A 25633-nucleotide genomic window follows, 5' to 3' on the forward strand; every position below is an offset into this window, starting at 1 on the left:
TATCCGGCCCGACAGGGCGGTCGCGGCCTACCGGATCGCGATCCTCACGCTGGACGCCCATGCCGCCGGTCCCGTCGCCCGCGCTGAGGCCGCGCTGCAGGGCGACTTCCCGGGCCTCTCGCTCGAGGTGTTCGCGGCCGCCGAATGGGGCGGGAACCCCGCCGCCCTGCACGCGGCCCGCGAGGGGATCGGGCGGGCGGACATGATCGTCACCTCGCTCCTCTTCCTCGAGGAGCACGTGGAGGCGATCCTGCCGGCCCTGCGCGCGCGGCGGCCGGAGGCGGACGCCGTGGTCGGCATGATCTCGGACCGCGCGGTGGTCGAGCTGACGAAGATGGGCGGGCTCGACATGGCCAAGCCCGTCTCGGGGACGATGAAGCTGCTGAAGCGCCTGCGCGGCTCGGGCAAGCCGAGCGGCGATTCGGGCGCGAGGCAGATGCGGATGCTGCGGCGGCTGCCGAAGCTGCTGCGGCTCGTGCCCGGGAAGGCCCAGGACCTGCGGGCGTGGTTCCTCTCCATGCAGTACTGGCTCGGCGGGTCGGAAGAGAACGTCGAGGCGATGGTGCGCAACCTCGTCGGGCGCTACGGTCCGAAGGACTGGCAGGGCGGCACCGCCCCCGCCCCGATCGAGTATCCCGAGCTCGGCCTCTGGCACCCGGACGTCGGCGTCACCGCCCGTGCGGGCAACCTGCCCGCCCCCGCGCGGCCCGTGGCGACGGTCGGCCTCCTCATGCTGCGATCCTACGTGCTGGCGGGCGACACGGGCCATTACGCGGCCGTGATCCGCGCGCTGGAGGCGAGGGGCCTGCGTTGCGTGCCCGCCTTCGCCGGCGGCCTCGACGGGCGGCCCGCGATCGACGCCTACCACGGGGGGGTCGACGCGCTCCTGTCCCTGACGGGGTTCAGCCTCGTCGGGGGGCCGGCCTACAACGACAGCGAGGCGGCGGTGGAGACGCTGCGGCGCCTCGACGTGCCCTATCTCGCCGCCCATCCCCTGGAGTTCCAGACCCTGGCCCAGTGGGAAGGGTCCGCCCAGGGTCTCGGCCCGGTCGAGACGACGATGCTCGTCGCGCTGCCCGAGCTCGACGGCGCGGCCTGCCCCACCGTCTTCGCCGGCCGCAACGGCGAGCGGGCGATGGCCCCGCACCCCGAGCGGGTCGAGGCGCTGGCCGGCAAGGTCGCGAGGCTGGCCGCGCTGCGGCGCAAGGCGAACGCCGGGAAGAAGGTCGCGGTGGTCCTCTACGGCTTTCCGCCCAACGCGGGGGCGGTGGGGACGGCGGCCTACCTGTCCGTGTTCGAGAGCCTCTGGAACACGCTCGCCCGGATGAAGGCGGACGGCTACGAGGTCGACCTGCCCGAGGATGTGGACGCCTTGCGCGAGGCGGTGCTCTCGGGGGGCGAGGCGCAGGGACAACCGGCGGCGATCGCGGACCGCGTGACGGCCGACGCGATGGTCAGGGGCAACCCCTGGCTCGCGGAGGTCGAGGCGGCCTGGGGCCCCGCGCCGGGCCGCCACCAGTCGGACGGGGCGGGGGTCTTCGTCCTGGGCACGCGCTTCGGCGATGTCTTCGTGGGCGTTCAGCCCGTCTTCGGGACCGAGGGCGACCCGATGCGGCTTCTCTTCGAGAAGGGCTTCGCGCCCACGCATGCGTTCGTCGCCTTCTACCGCTGGCTCGCAGAGGATTTCGGCGCGGACGCGGTGCTGCATTTCGGGATGCACGGCGCGCTCGAGTTCATGCCGGGCAAGCAGGTCGGCATGTCGGGCGATTGCTGGCCCGACCGGCTGATCGGGGACCTGCCCAACGTCTACCTCTACGCGGCCAACAACCCCTCGGAGGCGTCGCTGGCCAAGCGCCGGTCCAACGCCGTGACGGTGACGCACCTGACCCCGCCGCTGGCCAAGGCCGGGCTCTGGAAGGGGCTGGCCGAGCTGAAGGATTCCCTCGCCCGCTTCCGCGCCGAGGCCGAGCCGCCAGAGGGGCTGCGCGACTTGATCCGCGACCAGGCGGCGGCGGTGGACCTCGCGGGCGAGCCGGAGGACCTCTGGCGGACGCTGGCGGAGACCGAGGAGTCGCTGATCACCGACGGCTTCCACGTCTTGGGCCGCACGCCGTCCGAGGCGCAGGTGGCGGCCACCCTGGCCGAGATGGACGCGCCCTCGGAGGACACCGCCGCCCTTCTGACCGGCACGCACGAGATGGACGGGCTGATGAGGGCGCTCTCGGCGCGCTACGTCCCGCCCGTGCCGGGGGGCGACCTGGTCCGCTCGCCCGCGATCCTGCCGGCGGGGCGCAACATCCACGCCTTCGACCCGTTCCGCATGCCCACCGCTTGGGCGATGGAGGAAGGGCGGCGCCAAGCCGACCTCCTGCTGGCCGCCCACCACGGGTTGCCCAGGGCCGTGGCGTTGGTCCTTTGGGGGTCGGACAACATCAAATCGGACGGCCAGCCCATCGCGCAGGCCCTCGCGCTGATGGGTGCGATGCCCCGCTTCGACGCGTTCGGCCGTCTCTCGGGCGCGGACCTGATCCCGCTGGAGGAGCTGGGCCGCCCGCGGGTTGACGTGATGATGACCCTCTCGGGCATCTTCCGCGACCTCCTGCCCCTGCAGACCAGGATGCTGGCGGAGGCTGCGTGGAAGTGCGCGACGGCCGACGAGCCGGAGGAGGCGAACCCGATCCGCGCCCACGCCCTGGCCCATGCCGAGGCCACGGGCTGCGACCTGGAGGAGGCCGCGCTGCGCGTCTTCTCCAATGCCGAAGGGGCATACGGCGCGAACGTGAACCTGATGATCGACGCCGGCGCCTGGGAGGGCGAGGACGAGCTGGCCGACGCCTATCAGGCGCGCAAGGGCTTCGCCTACGGGCGGGACGGCAAGGCCGCGGCGCGGCCCGACCTGCTCGCGGGCGTGCTGGGGCGGGTCGAGGTGGCCTACCAGAACCTCGAATCGGTCGAGCTGGGGGTCACCACGGTCGATCACTACTTCGACACGCTGGGCGGCATATCGCGCGCGGTGAAGCGGGCGCGGGGCACGGAGGCGGCGGTCTACATCGGGGACCAGACGCGGGGGGCAGCGAAGGTGCGCACGCTGCGCGAGCAGGTCGCGCTGGAGACCCGCTCCCGCGCGCTGAACCCGCGCTTCTTCGAGCCGCTCTTGGAGCACGGGCACGAGGGGGTGCGGGCCATCGAGGCGCACGTGACGAACACGATGGGCTGGTCGGCGACCACCGGCGAGGTCGAGCCCTGGGTCTATCAGCGCCTCTCCGAGACGTATCTGCTAGACGACGCGATGCGCGAGCGGCTGGCGGCGCTGAACCCCGTCGCCGCGGGCCGGATGGCGAACCGCCTCCTGGAGGCTTCCGATCGGGAGTACTGGGCGCCCGATGCGGACACGCTGGCGGCCCTGCAGGGCGCGGCGGACGCGCTGGAAGACCGGCTGGAGGGGATCGCGTGAGGGGGGTCTTCCACCTCCCCCCGGCCGCGCCCGGCCGGGCCGGGCCGGGGGGCGTCGCCCCTCGAGCCCATCGGAGCATTTCCACGACATCGAAGGGGCAGGGCCCCGGAGAGGAGGCGGCATGAGCCCCTTGGACGCACGGCCCCCGACCATCCGGGGAGAGGACGGCGAGGGGTCGGTGCAGGTGCACCAGGACCCCGGCGCGAGGATCGAGGGGGCCAAGGTGTTCTCCGTCTACGGCAAGGGGGGGATTGGGAAGTCCACCACCTCGTCGAACCTGTCTGCGGCCTTCGCCACGATGGGCCGGCGGGTGCTGCAGATCGGATGCGACCCGAAGCACGATTCGACCTTCACCCTGACCGGGCAGCTCCAGCCGACGGTGATCGACATCCTCAAGGAGGTGGACTTCCACCCCGAGGAGCTGCGCCCAGAGGACTTCGTGACGGAAGGCTTCGGCGGCGTGCAGTGCGTAGAGGCGGGCGGGCCGCCGGCGGGCACGGGCTGCGGCGGCTACGTGGTCGGGCAGACGGTGAAGCTGCTCAAGCAGCACCGGATGCTGGACGACACGGACGTCGTGATCTTCGACGTCCTGGGCGACGTGGTGTGCGGGGGCTTCGCGGCCCCGCTGCAGCATGCCGACCGCGCGGTGATCGTCACCGCCAACGACTTCGACTCGATCTACGCCATGAACCGGATCATCGCCGCCGTTCAGGCCAAGTCGAAGAACTACGGCGTGCGGCTGGCCGGCTGCGTGGCGAACCGCTCGAGGGACACGGACGAGGTCGACCGCTACTGCCGGACGGTGGGCTTCGACCGGATCGCTCACATGCCGGACATCGACGCGATCCGCCGCTCGCGCCTGAAGAAGAAGACCCTCTTCGAGATGCCCGACGACGAGGACATTGTGATGGCCCGCGCGGAATACGTGTCGCTGGCGCGCACGCTCTGGAACGGGACCGAGCCGCTCGCCCCCGAGCCGCTGCCCGACCGCGAGATCTTCGAGCTTCTGGGCTTCGACTGATGGCCGCGCCGAGCACATACGCCGCCACGCGCGACCGGTTGGAGGGGTATTTCGACCGCACCGCGTCCAAGGCGTGGGAGGCGCTGACCTCGGACGCGCCCGTCAGCCGCGTGCGCCTGGCGGTGCGGGCGGGCCGGGACCGGATGCGGGCGACCCTCCTGGACCTCCTGCCGGACGATCTGGGGGGGCTGCGCGTGCTCGACGCGGGCTGCGGGCCGGGCGAGATGTGCGTGGCCCTCGCCGAGCGAGGGGCCGAGGTGGTGGGCGTGGACCTCGCGCCCTCGCTCCTCGCGGTGGCGGAGGGGCGGCTGCCCGCGCATCTGCGAAGCCGCGTGAGCCTGCGCGCAAACGACATGACGGACCCCGCTCTGGGACGCTTCGACGCCGTGGTCGCGATGGACAGCCTGATCCATTACAGGATGCCCGATCTCGTGGGCGCGCTGGGACGGCTCGGGGGGATGGCGCCGCTGGTCGCCTTCACCATCGCGCCCCGCACGCCCCTGCTGGCCGCGATGCATCTAGCAGGAAAGGCGTTCCCCCGCGCGGACCGCAGCCCGGCCATCGTGCCCCACGCCCCCTGTGCGGTGCTGCGGGCAATGCCGGGCATGACGGCGGGGGCGCCGGTGTCGTCGGGGTTCTACTTCTCGCAGGCCATGGCGCTGAGGACCCCCGGATGAGCGCGCTGTCCCGATACGTGCCGTTCACGGACGCGGCCTCGCCCGACCTCTCGGCGGCGCAGCTGCTGCGGCTGTCGCTCTTCCAGGTGTCGGTCGGGATGGCTTCGGTTCTGCTCCTGGGGACGCTGAATCGCGTGATGATCGTCGAGCTGGGCGTGGCCGCGGTCGTGGTCGCGGGAATGATCGCTATCCCCGTGCTGGTGGCCCCGTTCCGCGCCCTGCTGGGGTTCCGGTCGGACACGCATCGCTCCGCCATCGGGTGGAAGCGCATCCCCTTCCTCTGGTTCGGCTCGCTCTGGCAGTTCGGGGGGCTGGCGATCATGCCCTTCGCCCTACTGGTTCTGTCGGGGCAGCAGGCGGTGGGGCCCTCCTGGGCGGGCGAGGTGCTGGCCGCCATGGCCTTCCTGATGACCGGGATCGGGCTGCACATGACGCAGACCGCCGGCCTGGCGCTGGCCTGCGACCGCGCCACGGAGGAGACGCGCCACCAGGTCGTGGCGCTGCTCTACGTGATGTTCCTCGTCGGGATGGGCGTCTCGGCGGTGATCGTCGGCTGGCTGCTGCGGGATTTCGGGCCGGTCCGGCTGATCCGGGTGGTGCAGGGGGCGGCCGTCGCGACGCTCGTGCTGAACCTCGTCGCCCTCTGGCGGCAGGAGCGGATGGCCCCCATGACGGCTGCCGAGCGCGCCGTCCCGCGCCCCGCCTTCCGCGCCGCCTGGTCCGACTACGCCGCCGGCGGGCAGGCCGGGCGCCTCCTGGCGGTGGTGGCCCTGGGCACGCTGGGCTTCCAGATGCAGGACATCCTCCTGGAGCCCTACGGCGGCGAGATCCTCGGTCTCTCGGTCTCGGCTACGACCTTGCTGACGGCTCTCTGGGCCGGGGGGGCGCTCGTCGGGTTCCTCCTCGCTGGGCGGGCCATCGCGAACGGCTGGAACCCCTACCGCCTCGCCGCGACGGGGGTGCTGGCCGGGATCGCCGCGTTCTGCGCCGTGGTGTTCGCCGCGCCGGTCGGCTCGGCGGTGCTGTTCTATGCCGGGGCGACGGGGATCGGGCTGGGCGGCGGTCTCTTCGCCGTGGCCACGCTGATGGCCGCCATGACCATGCCGGTGCGGGGGGAGGCCGGGCGTGGCCTCGCGCTCGGGGCGTGGGGGGCGGCGCAGGCGACGGCCGCCGGCCTCGCCATCGCGCTGGGCGGCGGCCTTCGCGACCTCGTCGGCACCCTGGCGGGTGGGGGGCACCTCGGCTCCGCGCTGGCGGTGCCGGGGACCGGCTACTCGGTGGTCTACCACCTCGAGATCGGGTTGCTCTTCGTAACCCTGATCGTCCTGGGGCCGCTCGTGCGGACCCATCGCCCCATCCAAGTGGGACGGCCTGTCGGGCTGGCCGAGTTCCCGTCGTGACGCCCGCAAGAAGGAGATCGACATGATCCTCGACCACATCGACCTGGCCCAGGTCGCCATCTGGGGCTTTTGGCTCTTCTTCGCGATCCTGATCTACTACCTGCAGACCGAGAACATGCGCGAGGGCTACCCGCTGGAGACCGACGAGGGCGCGCCCTCGCCGAACCAGGGACCGTTCCCGCTGCCCGCCCCCAAGACCTTCGTGCTGCCCCACGGGCGGGGCGAGAAGACCGTGCCGGACTACCAGCCGGAGGACCGCGTCCTGCCCCTCGAGAAGACCACCCCGACGCAGGGCTTCCCCTTCCATCCCCTCGGCGACCCGATGGACGGGGGCGTGGGTCCGGGGTCCTGGGCGCCGCGGCGCGACGTGCCCGAGCTCGACGGCAAGGGCCATCCGAAGATCGTGCCCATGCGGCACCTTGAGGGCTTCCGCCACAGTGCCGGGAACGACCCGCGCGGTCTGCCGGTCGTGGCCGCCGACGGGGGCGTCGTGGGCACGGTCTCGGACATGTGGATCGACGAGCCCGAGCATCTCGTGCGCTATCTCGAGGCCGACCTGCGCGAGGAGGACGGCGGCGGCAAGCGGCTGATCCCGATCTACTTCGCGAAGATCCGCGCCGACCGGGTGAACGTCCGTTCGCTGTTCCCGCAGCACTTCGCGGGCATCCCCCAGGTCAGGTCGGACCGGCAGATCACCCTCCTGGAGGAGGAGAAGATCACCGCTTGGTTCGGGGGCGGCACGATGTACGCCCACCCCTCGCGCATGGGGAGCTGAGGCCATGACGACGCGCCCCGACGACGACATCCGCCCCGAGCCGGTCCGGGGCCTGCCCGAGGCCCTGCCGCCCGGCGAGCGGATCGTCTGGCAGGGCGCGCCGTCCCCGTGGCGGCTGGCCGTCGACGCCCTCAAGGCGCGCTGGATCGCCGGGTGGTTCGCCCTGCTCGCCTTCTGGCGGGCGGGGGCGACGCTGGCGGACGGGACATGGGCGGACGCGGGGCGAGTCGTGGCCACCTATGCGCTGATCTGCGGGATCGCCCTCGCGATCCTCTTCGGCTGCGCCTGGATTATGGCCAAGGCTACCGTCTACACGCTGACCACCCACCGCGTGGCGATGCGGATCGGCGCGGCGCTGACGCTGAACCTGCAGATGCCGCTGGACCGGATCGGCGCGGCCGACCTCGCGCTCTCGCGGTCGGGGCACGGCACCATCGCCTTCCAGCCCATCGGGCGGGGCGAGCGGCTGTCCTACTGGCACCTCTGGCCCCACGCCCGGCCCTGGCACGCGCGCGAGCCGCAGCCCGCCTTCCGCTCCATCGCGGAGGCGGCCGAAGTCGCCGACCTGATCGCCCGCCACGCCACCGGCGCGCCCGTGCCGCGCCCCGCCGCCGCGCCCGCGCCCATGCCCGGCGCGGTGCCGGCCGAATAGGAGGAGAACCCGCCATGCGACCCACGGACGAGCAGCTCGACGTCCTGCGCGAGCGCGACCGCGACATGATCCCCCCGATCCTCATCAAGGGGATGTTCGCCGTGATGCTCGGCGCGCTCTCCCTCGTGGCGTTCGCGCGGCTGACGGACATGCCGCTGCAGGGCGTGCCCGCGATGGACCCGATCGCGCAGGAGCGGCCCATCGGGTTCCTTCGCTCGGCCGAGGGCTCGGTCCTCGTGACCGACGGCGGCGAGGTGATCGCCGACCTCTCGGGGCGCTCTGCGGGGTTCATCGACAGCTACGCCCGCGCTCTGGAGCGGCGGCGCGCGCTTCGCCTGATCGACCAGGCCGCCCCCGTGCGCCTGATCGAGTTCGAGGACGGCCGGCTGATCCTCGTCGACCCGGAGACGGATTGGCGGGTCGACCCGCGCTCCTTTGGGCCGGACAGCCAGGAGGCGTTCCGCCGCTTCCTCGAGACCTGACGACCTGCCCCTGGGCGCCCCCGCGCGCCCCTGGGGCCGAGCCCGACGGCGCCCGCCAACGAGGTGCCGCGCAACACGGAAGGGAACATCATGGGATTGCTGAAAGGCCAGATCGACATCGCGCCCTGCACGGTCGAGGTCGTCCACGTCTTCGAGGAGCTGTCGGCGCACGTGCGCCTCGATGATGGCTCCGTCATCCATCCGGGCGATAGCGTCACCGTCTCCGGCGCGCCGGTGATCGCCGGCTACGGCGAGAGCGTGACCGAGAGGCGCACCGCCACGATCCGGCGCGCCGGGCCGCTGCGCCGCGCCTGGACCCGCCTGACCGGCGACCTCGAGTTCATGGAGCTGTGCGAGTTCTCCTTCTCCGAGGACCTGAAGCTGGAGGACGCGGCATGAACGCGCAGACCGACGTGAGGCCGGAGCGGGCCATCGACAGCGAGGCCACCACCGCGATGGCCACCGAGAGCCACATGCTGAACCCCCGGTTCTACACGACCGACTTCGACGAGATGGACCGAATCGACGTCACGCCCGTGCGGGCGGACTGGGACGCGCTGCTGGCGCAGATGAAGTCGGACCCGAACAAGGGCCACTTCAAGAAGAACGAGGAATGGGACGCCATCGACTGGGAGGGGATGGAGCCCGCCCTCAAGGCCGAGTTCATCGACTTCCTCGTGTCGTCCTGCACGGCCGAGTTCTCGGGCTGCGTGCTCTACAAGGAGATGAAGCGCCGGGGCACGAACCCGGACATCTGCGAGCTCTTCTCCTACATGAGCCGCGACGAGGCCCGGCACGCCGGCTTCATCAACGACGCCCTGCGCGAGGCGGGGATCGCGGTGAACCTCGGCTTCCTGACGCGCGAGAAGAAGTACACCTACTTCCGCCCGAAGTTCATCTACTACGCCACCTACCTCTCGGAGAAGATCGGCTACGCGCGCTACATCACCATCTTCCGCCACCTCGAGGCGCATCCCGAGCACCGGTTCCATCCGATCTTCAAGTGGTTCCGCGAATGGTGCAACGACGAGTTCTCGCACGGCGAGGCCTTCGCGCTCCTGATGCGGACGGACCCGAAGCTGACCGCGGGGCGGAACGTCCTGTGGATCCGCTTCTTCCTGACGGCGGTCTACGCGACCATGTGGGTGCGCGATCACGCCCGGCCCCGCTTCCACGAGGCCCTGGGCGTGGACATCGATTGGTACGACCAGGAAGTGTTCCGCAAGACCAGCGCGATCGCGTCCCAGGTCTTCCCCGTCGAGCTGGACATCGATCACCCCGCCTGGGTGCCGACCTTGAAGCGGCTGGAGCGGGCGATGGTCGACATGGAGGGCGCACGCGCGAGGGGCGGCCTGGGCGGGCTTCTGGGCAAGCTGGGCGCTGGCGCCCGCGCCGGCGCCTGCTTCGTGCGCCTCTACACCCTGCCGGTGAAGCGCCGGACCCCGCCCGAGAGCGTCCGGATGGAGCCGGCCTACTGATGGCGGAGCGCCTCCGCCTCCGCCCGGCCGCGCCGCGGCCCGGCCCCTTCGGGGCGGGACGGCGTCCTCGCGCCGCCGGATCCCCGCGGGGCGCCTGCGCGCGCGGGACGGGGGCGAGCCTTGGCTGAGGTCCTCGCCTCCGCGGGAATGGCCGTCGCGGTCTGGTGGGCCTCGACGGTCGCGATCCTCTGGCGGGTGAAGCGCGCCGACCGGCTGGGCGGGGACGCGCACACGGTCAGCGTGCTGATGGCGCTGCCCATGGTGTTCCTCGGCCTCTGGGGCGTCCGCGAGACGGGCGCGCGTACGGACGTGGCCGGGGTGCAGGGCGCGTTCCTCTCGGCGCTGGCGATCTGGGGCTGGGTCGAGCTGGCGTTCCTCTCCGGCATCGTGACCGGCCCCTCGCGGGCGGCGGGCCAGCCGGGGGCAAGGGGCTGGATGCGGTTCGGGCGGGCCTTCGGCACGCTCGCCCATCACGAGATCGCGCTCCTGCTCGGTCTCGGGGCGGTCGCCCTGTCGCTGCAGGGGGCGGAGAACCTCGTCGCGCTCTGGACCTACCTCACGCTGCTCGGGGCGCGGATCAGCGCCAAGCTGAACCTCTTCCTCGGCGTGCCGCGCTTTCACGCGCACCTCCTGCCCGACGCGCTCGCCCACCTTCCCAGCCATTTCGGCCGGGCCCGGATGAACTGGCTCTTCCCGTTCTCCGTGACCGCCCTGTCGGCTGCGGTGGCGTGGTGGGCGCATGGGCTTATATCTGCGGGGACGACGGGCGGGGCGGCGGCGGCCGCGCTGCTGATGACGTTGACGGCCCTGGCCCTGCTGGAGCACTGGCTGATGGTGCTGCCGCTGCCCGACGAGAAGCTGTGGCGATGGGCCGTGCCCGCGCCGGACGAGAAGACGAAGGGGAAGACATGAGGGACTTCGACGCGCTGTTCGACGCGCAGCTGGACGCCTTGCGCGCCGAAGGGAACTACCGCTGGTTCGCCGAGCTCGAGCGGCGCGTCGGCGCCTTCCCCGCCGCCGCCCATCACGGCCAGGGCGGGCGCGACGTCACCATCTGGTGCTCGAACGACTACCTCGGCATGGGCCATCATCCCGCCGTGATCGACGCCATGTGCGAGACCGCACGCGCCGCGGGCGCGGGCGCGGGCGGCACGCGCAACATCTCCGGCACCTCGCGCTTCCATGCCGAGCTGGAGGCCGAGCTGGCGGACCTCCACGGCAAGGAGGCGGCTCTCCTCTTCACCTCCGGCTACGTGTCGAACTGGGCGTCCCTCTCCGTGCTGGGGGCGCGGCTGCCGAACGCCGTGATCCTCTCGGACGCCCTGAACCACGCCTCCATGATCGAGGGCATCCGCCACTCGCGCGCGGAGAAGCGCATCTGGGCACACAACGACCCGCGGGACCTCGAGGAGAAGCTCGCCGCGCTGCCCGAGGGCGCGACCCCGATCGTCGCCTTCGAGAGCGTCTACTCGATGGACGGCGACGTCGCCCCCATCGCCGAGATCCTCGACGTCTGCGAGGCCCACGGCGCCCTCTCCTATCTCGACGAGGTCCACGCGGTCGGCATGTACGGCCCCCGCGGCGGCGGCGTCGCCGAGCGTGAGGGCCTGATGGGCCGCGTCACCCTGATCGAGGGCACGCTGGGCAAGGCCTTCGGCGTGATGGGCGGCTATGTCGCGGGCTCGGCCAGCCTGGTGGACTTCGTCCGCTCCTTCGCGTCGGGTTTCATCTTCACGACCGCCCTGCCGCCCGCCTGCGCGGCGGCCGCGACCGCGAGCGTCCGGCACCTCAAGGCCTCGCGCTTCGAGCGGATGGGCCAGAAACGCGCCGTGGCGCGGCTGCGGGACGCCCTCGACGCGGCGGGGATCCCGCACATGCCGAACCCCTCGCATATCGTGCCGGTGCCCGTGGGCGACCCGGTGAAGTGCAAGATGATCTCGGACACGCTCCTGGCCGAGCACGGCATCTACGTGCAGCCCATCAACCACCCCACCGTGCCGAAGGGCACCGAGCGGCTGCGCTTCACCCCCGGCCCGAGCCACACGGAGGCCGACACTGCCAAGCTCGTCTCCGCGCTCTCCGCGCTCTGGTCGCGGTGCGCCCTCGCGCGGCAGGTGGCCTGATGCCGGGGCCCGTCATGGCATGACGCCGCCGGTTTCGCGCAGGTCGAACTGGACGGGCCGGCGCGGCGCATTAGCTGGCTGGGGGATGTAACTATCGGCACTTACGGGAGGATACCGATGAAGAAGCTCACCGCGATCGCTGCGCTGCCCCTGCTGGCCGCGCCCGCCTTCGCCCAGGTCACCGGCGACGCCGCCGCGGGCGAATCCGTGTTCAGCCAGTGCCAGTCCTGCCACGTCGTCGAGAACGAGGCCGGGGAGATCGTGGCCGGTCGCAACTCGCGGACGGGACCGAACCTCTACGGGGTCGCGCTGCGCCAGGCCGGATCGCTCGACACCTACGACCGCTACTCCGACTCGATGGTCGAGGCGGGCGAGCAGGGGATGGTCTGGGACGAGGCGAACTTCGTGCCCTACGTCCAGGACCCGACCGGCCACCTGCGCGAGGTTCTCGACAGCCGCCGCGCCCGCGGCGCGATGTCCTACCGCCTGCGCGACGAGCAGGAGGCCTACGACGTCTACGCCTACCTCGTCTCGATAGGGCCGGAGCTCACCGAGGAGCAGCAGGGCTTCCTGATGGACGCCTCCGAGATGCCGGCGGGCGGCGATTCCTGACGCCGCACACCCCCTCTCTCCGGGGGGCCGAAGCCGCGAAGGGCCGTCCTGCCGGGCGGCCCTTCGCCTTTCAGGGAAGGTGCCGGGCCAGCGCTTCGGGGTCCTCCTCGTGCAGGAGATGGCCCAGCCCGGGCAGAAGGCGGGCCTCCGCCCGGGGCAGGCTTCCGGCGAGGTCCGAGGCCACGGAGGGCGGCACGGCGAGGTCGTTCGCCCCGGCGAGGATCGTGACCTCGCACGCCACCTCGCCCAGCCGGCGCCGCAGGGGCGCGAGGCTCCAGGACGCCATCATCCGCAAGGTGCCCGACACGTGCGCCCGATTCGCGAAGAGGCGGCCGTAGTGGCGGAGCTGGTCCGCCGGGATGACCGATCCCGTCCCCTCGATCACCCGCCGGGCCGCGCCAGGCGTGGCCATGCGCGCGACGATCGGCGCGGTGAGCGGGTTGAACGCCAGCCCCTTCGCCACGAGCGGGAAGACGAGGCCCGCGAGGCCGGGGAAGTCCGCCAGGGCCGGGTTGACCAGCACCAGCCGCGCGGGCGGGACCGGCAGCGTCAGCGCGAGCTGCAGCGCCAGCGCCCCCCCGGCGGAGTGGCCGACGATCAGCTCGGGCGCCGCCCCTTCGGCGGCGAGCAGGGTGGCGAGATCCCCGGCCATGGGAACGAGGCCGAGCCGCGCGAACGGGCCTGTCCGCGTGAAGCCGTGCCCCGGCAGGTCCGGCGCGAGGGTCCGGTGAGTCCGGGAGAGGGCGGGCAGCGCCCAGCGCCAGGAATGGCTCGCCCCGCCCGCGCCGTGCAGGAGAAGCGCGGCCGGCCCCTCGCCGGCGTCCTGGAGGTGGAACCGATGGCCCGCCGCCTGCGCCTCGCGGGAGGCACGGCGGTTGGGCCAGTCGGCCGGCAGGCCGGGCGGCGCGCTCACAGCGTCTTGGCGGCGGCGGGAAGCGCGCCCGGCTCCGCCCGGGGCAGCGGCAGGTAGCGCGCGCCCATCGCCGCCGCCAGGGCGCGGAGCTGGGTCGAGGGGCGCAGCCCGCTGTCGCAGACCAGCGCGGCGATCCGGTCCCCGGCGATCAGCCGGGCGAGGCGCGCCGCGTCCTCGGCCGCGCGGACGCGGTCCGGCGGCCCCTCCAGCGGCACGTTCGCCCGCCCGTCCGTCAGGAGCGCGATCACCGGCGTCATCCCCCGCCCCCGCGCGGCGCGGGCCAGCGCCAGCGCCTCGGCGAGCCCCGCGGCCAGCGGGGTGCCGCCCCCGCCGGGCAGCCCCGCCAGCGTCCGCCGGGCCCTGACGAGCGAACGGGTGGGCGGCAGCACCGTCTCCCCCCCCTCGCCGCGAAAGGCCACGAGGGCGACGTGGTCGCGGGCGGCGTAGCTCTCGGCGAGGATCAGTTCGACCGCGCCCTTCGCCTCCGCGAGGCGCGCGGCGGCGGCCGAGCCCGAGGCATCCACGGCGAAGATCAGCAGCCGGTCCGAGCGCGATTCGTGCCGCCGCAGCCGCACGTCCTCCGGCAGGATGCGGACCTGACCGGGCGGCCCCCCCCGCAGCCGCTGCAGGGGGGCCGCGGCACGCAATGTGGCGACGAGGTCCAGCCGCTCGCCCGGCGCGATCCGGCCCGGGCGCGCGGGCAGGGGCCGGCCCCGCGCGCCGCCCTTGCGCCTCGCGCCCCGGCCCTCGCCCCTCGCGGCGCCGCGGAGGGCGAGGCCGGCGAGGAGGCCCGGCGGCAGGACGGCGCGGGCGGCGTCGAGCACCGTGTCCGGCATGGGCCCGCCCTCGGACGGGGCCTCCGGCGGCGGGGCCCGCTCCGCCTGCTCCTCCTCCTCGGACGGCGGCAGGCGGCGCGCGCGGGGGCCGAGCACAAGGGCGGCGGCGACCTCGAGGTCGGGGGCGCCGACCTCCCCCCTGGCGCGAAGCGCGGCATGGGCGCGGGCGGCGCGGTGCGCGTGGCCGAGGCGGCGAAGGTCGTCGATCCCGAGCGTCGCGGCCAACTCCGCCAGTTCCGCCAACGCCTTGTCTGGCACCGTGACGCTTCGCAGCAGGGCCCGGCCCGCGGCGATGGCGGCCCGGTCCGGCCCTTCCGCCGAGAGGTCCCCGCGCGCCGCGCCGGAGATGTCGGCGAAGAGGGCGAGCCGGGCGGCGAGGCCGGGCGGCAGGGCCTCCTCCTCCGTGCCCTCGTCGCCCGCGATCACGGTGCGGCCCCTTCCCGCGAGGCGGGCGGCGCGGGCGGGGGGGGTGCGCTCGGCCATGGGGAGGAGAAGCGTCGCGGGCGCGCCGAGGGCGCCCTGCGTCCAGACCATCCGCCCCGAGCGGAGCGTCGCGGCGGCGTCGAGCCCGCCCGTCAGCGCATCCTCAGGCGCGGTGGGCGCGAGGCGCCGCAGGGGCGGCAGCGCGGGGTCGAGCCGCGCGAGGAGCGCATCGCGCGCGGGCCCCGCCGGGCCGCGCAGGTGCAGCCCCGAGAGGCCCGGGTCGACGGCGAGGAGGTCGAGCGCCAGCGCGGCGCGCGCGAAGCCCGGCGTCACGGTTGGCACCCCTCGCGCCCAAGCGGGCAAGGGGCGCGCGGTGCGTTAACCCGGCCGAAAGGCGGGCCCCTTCTAATGGGGGCATGATCGTGCCGCTCGCCCTTCTCCTTCGACGAATCGGCCCCATCGGGGGCGCCTTCTTCCTGCCTCGGCGCGAGGTCACGGGGAAGCTGCGCCCGGCGAGGGCGCGAGGCGCCGCTTCGGGGACAGGGCCCGGGGGTCCGGCGGGCAGGATCGGCGCTTCGGAGGGAGGCGGGCCGTCCGCGGGCCGGACGGCCGCTCCGGCGGTTCGGGAGGCGCGGGCCGCGCCCCGGGACGCTTCGCGCCGGTCCCGCCGCCCGTCGGAGGGCGGCATCCGCGCGGATGCCGGGCATGGCCGGATCGGGGGCGCGGCCGTTCCTGCGGACGCCTGCGGGGCGGGGGGCGATCGCCGCTCGGGTTGCCGGCCGCGCCCGCCCGCCGTCCGCCCGGGCCCGGGCGGTGATCGCGGACCCGGCGTTCTGCCGCGGCTCGGGCCGTTCGAGGTGCGGGCGATGCCCCGGACCGACGACGGCGATTCGTGCGAAGCGCCCCCTTCCGCGGACGGTCGCCCGTTCGGGGGGCGGCGGGCCTGCCGAGCCGAGCATGGCGCGGGGCGCGGGGCGCCCCGTCTTCCGGGGCTTCGCCCGTTCGAGGGCCGATCGGTCCACCGGACCGATCGCCGCACGGCGCGCGGTTCGCTTTCTCACCCAGGGCTTCGCCCGTTCGGGGGTCGAGGGGACCGCCGGGTCGTTCGCCGGCTTCGCCGGTTCGGTCCTCCTCCGGGGCTTCGCCCGTTCGGACCTCGATCGGTCCACCGGACCGATCGCCGGCTTCGCCGAGTCGGTCCTCCTCCGGGGCTTCGCCCGTTCGGACCTCGATCGGTCCGCCGGACCAATCGCCGGCTTCGCCGGATCGGTCCTCCTCCGGGGCTTCGCCCGTTCGGACCTCGATCGGTCCACCGGACCGAGCGCCGGCTTCGCCGGATCGGTCCTCCTCCGGGGCTTCGCCCGTTCGGACCTCGATCGGTCCACCGGACCGATCGCCGGCTTCGCCGGGTCGGTCCTCCTCCGGGGCTTCGCCCGTTCGGGCCTCGATCGGTCCGCCGGACCGATCGCCGGCTTCGCCGGGTCGGTCCTCACCCCCAGAGCTCCGTGAGGGCCCTTTCGATGCGGGCGGTGCTGCCGGCTTCGTCCAAGGGGTCGCGGCGCAGGCGGTGGCGCAGGGCGCTGGGGGCGATCGTGCGGATGTGGGCGCGGGTGATGCGCGCCTCGCCCTCCAGCGCGGCGAGAGCGCGGGCCGCCCGCAGCAGCGTCAGCTCGCCCCTCAGGCCGTCCGCGCCGACATGCAGGCAGAGCGCGGCGCCGTCGCGCAGGGCCTCGTCCGGGGTCCCGATCCCGCCGAGCGCGGCGCGGGCGCGCATGACGCCGGCGCGGGCCTTGCCGTCGCGGGCGGACCACTTGCGAAGGAACGCCGCGCGGTCCCGCTCGAACGCGTCGCGGCGGCGCACGACCTCGACCCGCTCCTCGATCGTGGGGGGGGAGGCGACCTCGACCGAGAGGCCGAACCGGTCGAGGAGCTGGGGCCGCAGCTCGCCCTCCTCGGGGTTGCCGGAGCCCACGAGGACGAAGCGCGCGGGATGGCGCACGGAGAGGCCGTCGCGCTCGACCGCGTTCTCGCCGGACTGGGCGACGTCGAGGAGGAGGTCGACGATGTGATCCTCGAGCAGGTTCACCTCGTCGATGTAGAGGTAGCCGCGGTTCGCCTGCGCCAGGAGGCCGGGGCGGAACGCCGTCTCGCCCTTCGTGAGCGCGCGCTCGACGTCGAGCGCGCCGGTGACGCGGTCCTCCGTGGTGCCCAGCGGCAGGTCCACGACCGGCGTGGGCTTCTTCACGACCCGCCGGCCCGCGCCGGACCAGGCGGGCGCCTCGGCCGCCGTGGGCGAGGAGACGGCGCAGCCCTCCGCCGCCTCGATGGGCGGCAGGAGGGCGGGCAGCGCGCGGACGGCCGTGGACTTGCCCGTGCCGCGGTCGCCGAAGACCAGGACGCCCCCGATGGAGGGGTCGACGGCCGTGAGGAGGAGGGCGCGCTTCATCTCCTCCTGGCCGACGATGGCCGAGAAGGGGAAGGGCCTGGTGGCGGAGACGGGCTGGACGGTCATGGCGGGGGCCTTCGGGACGCGGGCCGCGCGCTCACGCGGCGGCCTGGGGGACGGGACGGCCGGGGCCGGGCCGGGGACCCGGCCGGGGACCGGGGTCCGGGCCGGGATGCGGGCCGGGGGCCGGGTCGGGCAGGGGGCGGCCGGGCGGCACAGGGGGGCGGGCCGGGGCGGCGAGGTCGGCGAGGTCGCGCCCCTCCCAGGTGCCGGAGGCGGCGGTGAGGGCGAGGCGGGCGTAGAGCTCCTCCGCGAACCATCCGTTCCGGCGGACCGCCCCGATGGCCTCGGCGTGCCGGCCCGAGCGGGCGAAGCGGCGCATGGCGGCGCCGTCCGGCCAGACGGAGAAGGTGATCTGGTGCAGCCAGGGCATCTCGCCCAGGCCGGCCTTCAGGAGGATGCCCGCATCGGGGATTCCGGGGGCGATGGCGCGCTGGCGGGCCCAGAAGCCGCGCAGGCCGCGCGCGCGGATCGTGGCGCGCGTCAGCACCGCGAGGGGGGCGCCCCCGGGCGCCGGGCCCGCGGCGAAGGGCGGGCGGCCCGACCAGAGGCCGCGGACGGAGGTGGGGGTCATGCGCAGGAGGGCCGATTCGCGTGCCGCCGCCCGCCAGCGGGTGAAGGGGGGGCGGGCCAGCGCCCGGTCCGCGTCGGCGGCGTCGTCCCAGGCGCAGAGGATGGCCCAGACGCGGGGGTTCGGCCGCGGCGCGAAGCCGTGCCCCGAACCCGAGCCGCAGAGCTTGAAGAAGGCGAGGCCCGGCACGTGGAGCAGCGGCCAGCGCGCCGCGCCCATCTGCGCCAGCACCCAAGGCAGCCGCCCCAGGCCGAACCGGTGGAGCGACAGGGTGACGTGCCCGCCGGGGCGGCGGCGGGGCCCGTCCGCGACGGCGGGGCCGGCGGAGGAGAGGAGGTCGGCGGCGCGCATGTGCCGAAGGGTCCACCAGCCGAGTTGTCAAGTCAAGTTGACAGCCCTAGGGTCGGCGCATGGACGGATCGCCCCAGACCCCCGCCGGCGGACGGCCGCGCGCCGTGGTGATCGGCGCGGGGCTCGGCGGCTTGGCGACGGCCATGCGGCTGGGCGCGAAGGGCTACGCCGTCACGGTGCTGGACCGTCTCGACGTGCCGGGCGGGCGCGGCAGCGCGCTGCACCGCGAGGGGCACCGGTTCGACCTGGGCCCGACCATCGTCACCGTGCCGGCGCTGCTGCGCGACCTCTGGGCCGCGACGGGGCGGGACTTCGACGCGGACGTGGACCTGCGGCCGCTCGACCCGTTCTACGAGATCCGCTGGGAGGACGGCGCCCGCTTCACCATGCGCCCCGGCGCCGAGGCGATGCGCGAGGAGGTGCGGCGCCTCTCGCCCGGCGACGTGCGGGGGTTCGAGCGCTTCCTCCGGGACGCCGAGCGGCGCTACGGGATCGGGTTCGTGGGCCTCGGCCGGCGGCCCATGCACGAGGCGCGCGAGATGCTGAAGGTCCTGCCGGCCTTCGGCCTGCTGCGCGCGGACCGGTCCATCGCGCGGCACGCGGCCCGGCGGGTGCGCGACCCCCGGCTGCGCTTCGCCCTCAGCTTCCACCCGCTCTTCATCGGGGGGGACCCGTTCCGGGTTACGTCGATCTACGCGCTCGTCTCGCATCTCGAGGCGGCGTTCGGGGTCCATTACGCGATGGGGGGCGTCGCGCGGATCGCGCAAGCGATGGCGCGCGCCGTCCGCGAGGACGGGGGCGCCGTGCGGCAGGGCGCCACGGTCGACCGCATCCTGGTGGACGGCCGGCGGCGGGCGGCGGGCGTCCTTCTGGACACGGGCGAGAGGGTCGGCGCGGAGGTCGTCGTCTCGAACGCCGATCCGGGGCACACCTACGACCGGCTGCTGCGGGGGCTGCCCAAGCGGCGCTGGACGCCCGCGCGCCTCGGGGGGCTGCGCTGGTCGATGGGCCTCTTCGTGCTCTACTTCGGGACGCGGGGCACGCGGGGGATGTGGCCGGACGTCGGCCACCACACGATCCTGAACGGGCCGCGCTATGCGGGCCTCGTGCGGGACATCTTCCGCCGGGGCGTGCTGGCCGAGGACATGAGCCTCTACCTCCACCGCCCTTCGGTCACGGACCCCTCGGTCGCGCCCGAGGGGGACGACACGTTCTACGCCCTCGCCCCCGTGCCGCACCTGGGCCACGACGCCTGCGACTGGGAGGCGGCGCGCGCCCCGTTCCGCGAGCGGGTCCTCGGGCGGCTGGAGCGGATCATGCCGGGCCTGAGGGACCGGATGGGGCCGGAGGAGTGCCTGGCGCCGCCGGATTTCCGCGACCGCTACCTCTCGCCAATGGGGTCGGGCTTCTCGATCGAGCCGCGCATCCTGCAATCGGCCTGGTTCCGGCCGCACAACCGCTCGGAGGAGGTAGAGAACCTCTTCCTCGTCGGGGCGGGCACCCATCCGGGCGCGGGCGTGCCCGGCGTGATCGCGGGCGCCGAGGTGACGGCGGGGATGATCCCGGAGGCGGCCGCCGTCCCGGCGCTGGCGGGGCTGGCGGCGGAATGAGCGACAGGGGTCTCGGGGCGCGCCTCGCCGGGCGCGCCGGCCCGCCCATCGACGGGGCCGACCTCGCGGCCTGCCGCGAGGCGATCCGCGCCGGCTCGCTCAGCTTCCATTCGGCCTCGCGGCTGCTGCCGCGGGGGGTGCGGGACCCGGCGCTCGCGCTGTATGCCTTCTGCCGGCTGGCGGACGACGCGGTGGACGAGGGCGCGGACACCGGCGGCGCCGTGCTGCGGCTGCGCGCGCGGCTGGACGCGATCTACGACGGCCGCCCCGAGGACGCCCCCGCCGACCGGGCGTTCGCGGCGGTGGTCCAGGGCACGGCCATGCCCCGCGCGCTGCCCGAGGCGCTGCTGGAGGGGCTGGCCTGGGACGCGGTGGGCCGCGAGTACCGCACCCTCTCGGACCTTCACGCCTACGGCGCGCGCGTCGCGGGCGCGGTGGGCGCGATGATGTGCGTCCTGATGGGCGTGCGGGACCGGCACGCCCTCTCGCGGGCCTGCGACCTCGGCGCGGCGATGCAGCTGACCAACATCGCCCGCGACGTGGGCGAGGACGCCGCGATGGGCCGCGTCTACCTGCCGCTGGACTGGCTGGAGGAGGCGGGGGTGGACCGGGGCGGGTTCCTGGCCGACCCGCTGCCCACGGACGCGGTGCGGGCGGTGGTCGGGCGCCTTCTGGGCGAGGCGCGGCGCCTCTACTTCCGGGCGGAGGCGGGGATCGCGGCGCTGCCGCGCGCGGCCCGCCCCGGCATCTGGGCGGCGCGGCTGGCCTATGCGGGGATCGGCGGCCGGGTGGCGGCGAACGGGCACGACAGCGTCTCGCGCCGGGCCGTGACCTCGCGGGCCGCCAAGCTGGGCTGGCTGGCGCAGGCGGGGCTGCGGACGGGGATCGGCATGGCGATGCCGCGCTCGGCCGTCCTCTACGCCGCGCCGCTGCCGGAGGCCGCCTTCCTCGTCGACGCGGCCTGCGGGCCGGCCAAGGGGGGCGCCTGGGGCGAGGGGCGGGGTGGCGCGCTGCTCGCGGTGCTGGCCCAGCTGGAGGCGCAGGACCGCGCGGCGCGGCTGGCCGCCGAGTAGCGCCGCCCCCGGCAGCGCCCCCAGGCCCGAAGATGTCGCATCCGGACCCCTTGCGCGCGGGGCGCATGGGCTAGACGGTCCCCCAGAGGCAGAGCGGGGGCGGCATGGCGCTGGATCGGGGCGATCGGGGGGCGGGCGTCTGGCGGTCGGGGCGCGGCAAGGGCCGCCACACGCCCAAGGGCCGCCAGTACGAGGACGAAGCCTTGGACGAGGTCCGCGCGATGCTGGGCGGCGCGCCGCGCGCGCGCGACCGGCTGATCGAGAACCTCCACCTGATCCAGGACGCCCGCGGGCACCTCTCAGCGCGGCACCTGCGGGCGCTGGCCGAGGAGATGCGCCTCTCCATGGCGGAGGTGTGGGAGGTGGCGACCTTCTACGACCATTTCGACCCCCTGCGGGAGGGCGAGCCCGCGCCGCCCGCGCTGACGGTGCGGGTGTGCGACTCGCTCTCCTGCGAGCTTGGGGGCGCGCGGGCGCTGCGGGCCGCGCTGGAGGAGGGGGCGGACCCGTCGGAGGTGCGCGTGCTGCGGGCGCCCTGCATGGGGCGCTGCGACGCCGCCCCCGTGGCCGAGGTGGGCCACCGGCACGTGGAACGGGCCACGCCGGAGGCGGTGCTGGCGGCGGTGGAGGGCGACCACGGGCCGGTGATCCCGGACTACGAGCCGCTGGACGCCTACCGCGCGGGGGGCGGCTACGCGAAGCTGGCCGAGCTGCGCGAGGGGGGCGACTGGGAGGCGGTGCAGGACATGGTCGCGGCGTCCGGCCTGCGGGGCCTGGGCGGCGCGGGCTTCCCGTCGGGCAGGAAGTGGGGGTTCGTGCGCGCCAATCCCGGCCCCCGCCTGATGGCGGTCAACGGCGACGAGGGCGAGCCGGGGACCTTCAAGGACCGCTTCTACCTCGAGCGCGTCCCGCACCTCTTCCTCGAGGGGATGCTGATCGCCGCCTGGGCCGTCGAGGCCAGCCGCGTCTTCCTCTACATGCGCGACGAGTACCCCGCCGTGCTGGAGATCCTGCGCCGGGAGATCGCCGCGCTGGAGGGGGCGGGGATCGTCGGGCCGGGATACGTCGAGCTGCGGCGCGGCGCGGGCGCCTACATCTGCGGCGAGGAATCGGCGATGATCGAGTCGATCGAGGGCAAGCGGGGCCTGCCCCGGCACCGTCCGCCCTACGTGGCGCAGGTCGGCCTCTGGGGGCGCCCGACCCTCGTGCACAACGTCGAGACGCTGCACTGGATCGCCCGCGTGGTCCGCGAGGGCCCCGAGGTGCTGAGCGCGCACGAGCGGAACGGGCGCAGGGGGCTGCGGAGCTATTCGGTGTCGGGGCGGGTGCGGAACCCGGGGGTGCATCTGCTGCCGGCCGGGTCCACGATCCGGGACGTGATCGAAGCCGCAGGCGGGATGGCCGAGGGGCACGTCTTCAAGGCCTATCAGCCGGGCGGGCCGTCCTCGGGCCTGCTGCCGGCGTCGAGGGACGACGTGCCGCTCGACTTCGACACGCTGCAGGCGGAGGGGTCCTTCATCGGCTCGGCCGCGGTGGTGGTGCTGTCGGACCGCGACAGCGCGCGGGACGCGGCCCTCAACATGCTGCGCTTCTTCGAATCGGAGAGCTGCGGCCAGTGCACCCCCTGCCGCGTGGGCTGCGAGAAGGCGGTGAAGCTGATGCAGGCCGAGACCTGGGACCATGGGCTTCTGACCGACCTCTGCGACGTGATGGTGGACGCCTCGATCTGCGGGCTGGGGCAGGCCGCCCCGAACCCGATCCGCCTGGTGATGAAACACTTCCCGGAGGAGGTGGGGGCGAAGGCCGCGGCCCTGGCGCACGGCAACTACGCCACCGACCAGTCGCTGGAGGGCGAGGGATGAAGGACGTGATCGAGACCTTCGTCACCTTCGAGCTGGACGGCGCGGCCGTGTCGGTCCCCGCCGGCACGACGATCTGGGAGGCGGCCCACGGGCGGGGGCTGCGGATCCCGCATCTCTGCCACAGGCCCGCGCCCGGCTACCGGCCCGACGGGAACTGCCGGGCCTGCATGGTCGAGGTGGAGGGGGAGCGGGCGCTCGCCGCGTCCTGCGTGCGCGAGGCGGCGGAGGGGATGGTGGTGCGCACCGCCACCCCGCGGGCCGAGAAGGCGCGGGCGATGGTGATCGAGCTTCTGGAGGCCGACCAGCCCGCGAGGGGCGTCTCGCCGGACCGGTCCTCGCGCTTCTGGGAGGAGGCGGGCGAGCGGGCCCCCTCGCGCTTCCCGGCGATGGAGGAGGGGCGCGCGCCCCCCTGCGACCGGAGCCACCCTGCCATGGAGGTGGACCTGGGCGCCTGCATCCAGTGCGGCCTCTGCGTGCGGGCCTGCCGCGAGGTTCAGGTCAACGACGTGATCGGCATGGCCGGGCGGGGGGCGGACACTTGGCCCGTCTTCGACTTCGCCGACCCGATGGGCGCGTCCACCTGCGTGGCCTGCGGCGAGTGCGTTCAGGCCTGCCCCACGGGCGCGCTGATGGAGGCAGCGATGGTCGGCGACGGCGCCGATTTCGACACGGAGACGAAGTCGGTCTGCCCGTTCTGCGGCGTGGGCTGCCAAGTGTCGCTGAGGTCGAAGGGGGACCGGATCGTCGCCGTGGACGGGGTCGACGGGCCCGCGAACGAGGGGCGGCTCTGCGTGAAGGGGCGGTTCGGTTTCGACTACGTCCACCACCCGCACCGGCTGACGAAGCCCCTGATCCGGCGGGAGGACGCGCCCGCGAAGGGGCTGAACGTGGACCCCGGCGACTGGGGCGCCGCGTTCCGCGAGGCGAGCTGGGAGGAGGCCCTGGAGAGGGCCGCCGCCGGGCTGCGGGGGCGGGGGCGCGAGGTCGCGGGGTTCGGGTCGGCCAAATGCTCGAACGAGGAGGCGTACCTCTTCCAGCGGTTCATCCGCGAGGGGTTCGGGCACAACAACGTCGATCACTGCACGCGGCTCTGCCACGCGTCCTCGGTCGCGGCCCTCCTGGAGAACGTCGGGTCGGGGGCGGTGACGGCCACGTTCAACGAGATCGAGAACGCCGACTGCGCCATCGTGATCGGCGCCAACCCGGTCGAGAACCATCCCGTCGCGGCCACCTACCTGAAGCAGTTCGCGGCGCGCGGCGGCACCCTGATCGTGATGGACCCCCGCGGGCAGGCGCTGGCCCGGCACGCCGCCCACATGCTGCAGTTCCGGCCCGGCGCGGACGTGGCGCTGCTGAACAGCGTCATGCACGTGATCGTGGAGGAGGGGCTGGTCGACCGGCAGTACGTCAAGGGGTTCACCGAGAACTGGGCCGCGCAGGAGCGGCACTTGGCCGGGTTCGCGCCCGAGCGGGTCGAGGGCCTGACCGGCATCGCGCCGGATGCCGTGCGCGCGGTGGCGCGGGCCTTCGCCGGGGCGCGGGCGGGGATGATCTTCTGGGGGATGGGCGTCAGCCAGCACGTTCACGGGACGGACAACGCGCGCTGCCTGATCAGCCTCGCGCTGATGTGCGGGCACGTGGGGCGGCCAGGGACGGGGCTGCACCCCCTGAGGGGGCAGAACAACGTCCAGGGCGCCTCGGACGCGGGGCTCATCCCGATGTTCCTGCCGGACTATCGCAGCGTGGCCGACCCGGATGCGCGCGGCGGCTATGCCGCCCTCTGGGGCGCGGAGGTCGCGCCCGAGGCGGGGCTGACGGTCACGGAGATCATGGATGCGGTCCATGCCGGCGGCGTGCGGGCGATGTACGTCCTGGGCGAGAACCCGGCCATGTCGGACCCCGACCTGGCCCACGCGCGCGGCGCCCTGGCGAAGCTGGATCATCTGGTGGTGCAGGACATCTTCCTGACGGAGACGGCGAACTACGCCGACGTGATCCTGCCGGCGAGCGCGTTCTACGAGAAGGCCGGCACGGTCACGAACACCAATCGGCAGGTGCAGATGGGACGGCCCGCCGTGCCGCCACCCGGCGAGGCGCGCGAGGACTGGCGCGTCATACGGGACCTGGCCAACGCCTGCGGGCTGGGCTGGACCTACGAGCACCCGCGCGAGGTGTTCGCGGAGATGGCCGGCATGATGCCGTCCCTCGCCAACATTACCTGGGAGCGGCTGGAGCGGGAGGGGGCGGTGACCTATCCGTCCCTCACGCCCGAGGACCCCGGCCAGCCCATCGTGTTCGGGGACGGCTTCCCGCGCGAGGGGGGGCGGGCGCGCTTCGCCCCCGCCGACGTCGTCCCCCCCGACGAGCTGCCCGACGCCGAGTATCCGATGGTGCTGACCACGGGCCGGCAGCTCGAGCACTGGCACACGGGGTCCATGACCCGGCGGGCGAGCGTGCTGGACGCGGTGGAGCCGGAGGCGAACTGCTCGCTGCACCCGTCGACGCTGCGGCGGCTGGGGGTCGAGGCGGGCGGGATGGTCACGCTGGAGACGCGGCGCGGGGCGGTGACGCTGATGGCGCGGGCGGACCGGGCGGTGGCGCCCGACATGGTGTTCCTGCCCTTCGCCTACGTGGAGGCGGCGGCGAACCTGCTGACGAACCCCGCGCTCGACCCCTATGGCAAGATACCGGAATTCAAGTTCGCGGCCGTCCGCGCCTTCGCCGCGAAGGGCGCCGCGGCGGAATAGGGCCCGGCGGGGTCGGTTAGGGACTCACGTCCCGGCGCGGGGGCGGCTAAGCGGGACCCCGGAGCCG

At 74.3% G+C, this 25633-nt stretch carries 21 protein-coding genes; 17 read left to right on the forward strand and 4 right to left on the reverse strand.

Annotated features, from left to right (window positions below):
• Position 1 precedes the first annotated feature (1 nt).
• From BCF33_RS10345 to BCF33_RS10400, 12 genes are all read left to right on the forward strand, one after another.
• Positions 2–3454 carry a cobaltochelatase subunit CobN gene (locus BCF33_RS10345; RefSeq protein ID WP_106161579.1) on the forward strand — a complete coding sequence of 1151 codons (3453 nt, stop codon included), beginning with the start codon at positions 2–4 and terminating at the stop codon, positions 3452–3454.
• Between the two features lie 121 nt (positions 3455–3575).
• Positions 3576–4475, forward strand: a complete 900-nt coding sequence (bchL, locus tag BCF33_RS10350; protein WP_106160850.1) for a ferredoxin:protochlorophyllide reductase (ATP-dependent) iron-sulfur ATP-binding protein — start codon at positions 3576–3578, stop codon at positions 4473–4475.
• Positions 4475–5152, forward strand: coding sequence for a magnesium protoporphyrin IX methyltransferase (gene bchM / locus BCF33_RS10355; RefSeq protein WP_106160851.1), 678 nt, complete (start codon positions 4475–4477; stop codon positions 5150–5152). Before bchL ends, bchM begins: the two co-directional genes overlap by 1 nt.
• Positions 5149–6552: an MFS transporter gene (locus BCF33_RS10360; protein ID WP_106160852.1), complete on the forward strand. Its 1404-nt coding sequence runs from the start codon at positions 5149–5151 to the stop codon at positions 6550–6552. Before bchM ends, BCF33_RS10360 begins: the two co-directional genes overlap by 4 nt.
• A gap of 22 nt (positions 6553–6574) precedes the next feature.
• Positions 6575–7327 (forward strand): photosynthetic reaction center subunit H, encoded by a 753-nt coding sequence (gene puhA, locus BCF33_RS10365; protein WP_106160853.1) that lies wholly within the window; start codon positions 6575–6577, stop codon positions 7325–7327.
• Positions 7328–7331: 4 nt separating this feature from the next.
• Entirely contained in the window at positions 7332–7979 is a 648-nt protein-coding gene (gene puhB / locus BCF33_RS10370; RefSeq protein WP_106160854.1) for a photosynthetic complex putative assembly protein PuhB, read from the forward strand.
• Between the two features lie 14 nt (positions 7980–7993).
• Positions 7994–8461 (forward strand): photosynthetic complex assembly protein PuhC, encoded by a 468-nt coding sequence (gene puhC, locus BCF33_RS10375; RefSeq protein ID WP_106160855.1) that lies wholly within the window; start codon positions 7994–7996, stop codon positions 8459–8461.
• A gap of 90 nt (positions 8462–8551) precedes the next feature.
• Positions 8552–8860: a hypothetical protein gene (locus BCF33_RS10380; protein ID WP_106160856.1), complete on the forward strand. Its 309-nt coding sequence runs from the start codon at positions 8552–8554 to the stop codon at positions 8858–8860.
• A complete protein-coding gene (acsF, locus tag BCF33_RS10385; RefSeq protein WP_106160857.1) occupies positions 8857–9939 on the forward strand; it encodes a magnesium-protoporphyrin IX monomethyl ester (oxidative) cyclase in 1083 nt (360 codons plus the stop codon). The genes BCF33_RS10380 and acsF overlap by 4 nt, the downstream gene beginning before the upstream one ends.
• Positions 9940–10059: 120 nt before the next feature.
• On the forward strand, positions 10060–10851 hold the full coding sequence (puhE, locus tag BCF33_RS10390) for a putative photosynthetic complex assembly protein PuhE (protein ID WP_245883812.1): 792 nt from the start codon (positions 10060–10062) through the stop codon (positions 10849–10851).
• Entirely contained in the window at positions 10848–12062 is a 1215-nt protein-coding gene (hemA, locus tag BCF33_RS10395; protein ID WP_106160858.1) for a 5-aminolevulinate synthase, read from the forward strand. Before puhE ends, hemA begins: the two co-directional genes overlap by 4 nt.
• 117 nt (positions 12063–12179) lie before the next feature.
• Positions 12180–12674 (forward strand): c-type cytochrome, encoded by a 495-nt coding sequence (locus tag BCF33_RS10400; protein ID WP_106160859.1) that lies wholly within the window; start codon positions 12180–12182, stop codon positions 12672–12674.
• Positions 12675–12744: 70 nt separating this feature from the next.
• Here the strand turns inward: BCF33_RS10400 and bchO are convergent, their stop codons facing one another.
• Both bchO and BCF33_RS10410 read right to left on the reverse strand, forming a co-directional pair.
• Positions 12745–13587 carry an alpha/beta fold hydrolase BchO gene (gene bchO / locus BCF33_RS10405; RefSeq protein WP_106160860.1) on the reverse strand — a complete coding sequence of 281 codons (843 nt, stop codon included), beginning with the start codon at positions 13585–13587 and terminating at the stop codon, positions 12745–12747.
• Positions 13584–15179, reverse strand: coding sequence for a VWA domain-containing protein (locus tag BCF33_RS10410; protein WP_211292379.1), 1596 nt, complete (start codon positions 15177–15179; stop codon positions 13584–13586). The genes bchO and BCF33_RS10410 overlap by 4 nt, the downstream gene beginning before the upstream one ends.
• Before the next feature lie 624 nt (positions 15180–15803).
• Here BCF33_RS10410 and BCF33_RS10415 point away from each other — a divergent pair.
• Positions 15804–16355, forward strand: a complete 552-nt coding sequence (locus BCF33_RS10415) for a hypothetical protein (RefSeq protein ID WP_106160861.1) — start codon at positions 15804–15806, stop codon at positions 16353–16355.
• On the opposite strand, the gene bchI is transcribed toward BCF33_RS10415, so the two are convergent.
• A complete protein-coding gene (bchI, locus tag BCF33_RS10420) occupies positions 16336–17358 on the reverse strand; it encodes a magnesium chelatase ATPase subunit I (RefSeq protein WP_106160862.1) in 1023 nt (340 codons plus the stop codon). The genes BCF33_RS10415 and bchI overlap by 20 nt on opposite strands.
• Before the next feature lie 31 nt (positions 17359–17389).
• Positions 17390–18274, reverse strand: coding sequence for a spheroidene monooxygenase (locus BCF33_RS10425; protein ID WP_211292380.1), 885 nt, complete (start codon positions 18272–18274; stop codon positions 17390–17392).
• Positions 18275–18333: 59 nt separating this feature from the next.
• On the opposite strand from BCF33_RS10425, the gene BCF33_RS10430 reads away from it, so the two are divergent.
• The 4 genes from BCF33_RS10430 to fdhF all read left to right on the forward strand — a co-directional run bounded on the left by BCF33_RS10430 (position 18334) and on the right by fdhF (position 25566).
• The gene (locus BCF33_RS10430) at positions 18334–19884 is read left to right on the forward strand and encodes a phytoene desaturase (protein ID WP_106160863.1); all 1551 of its coding nucleotides are present in this window, start codon (positions 18334–18336) and stop codon (positions 19882–19884) included.
• Positions 19881–20957: a 15-cis-phytoene synthase gene (gene crtB, locus BCF33_RS10435; RefSeq protein ID WP_106160864.1), complete on the forward strand. Its 1077-nt coding sequence runs from the start codon at positions 19881–19883 to the stop codon at positions 20955–20957. Before BCF33_RS10430 ends, crtB begins: the two co-directional genes overlap by 4 nt.
• Positions 20958–21061: 104 nt before the next feature.
• Positions 21062–22819 carry an NAD(P)H-dependent oxidoreductase subunit E gene (locus BCF33_RS10440; RefSeq protein WP_106160865.1) on the forward strand — a complete coding sequence of 586 codons (1758 nt, stop codon included), beginning with the start codon at positions 21062–21064 and terminating at the stop codon, positions 22817–22819.
• Positions 22816–25566, forward strand: coding sequence for a formate dehydrogenase subunit alpha (fdhF, locus tag BCF33_RS10445; protein ID WP_425432768.1), 2751 nt, complete (start codon positions 22816–22818; stop codon positions 25564–25566). The genes BCF33_RS10440 and fdhF overlap by 4 nt, the downstream gene beginning before the upstream one ends.
• Positions 25567–25633 lie beyond the last annotated feature (67 nt).

The organism is Hasllibacter halocynthiae, assembly GCF_003003095.1.
Classification (GTDB): Bacteria; Pseudomonadota; Alphaproteobacteria; order Rhodobacterales; family Rhodobacteraceae; genus Hasllibacter; species Hasllibacter halocynthiae.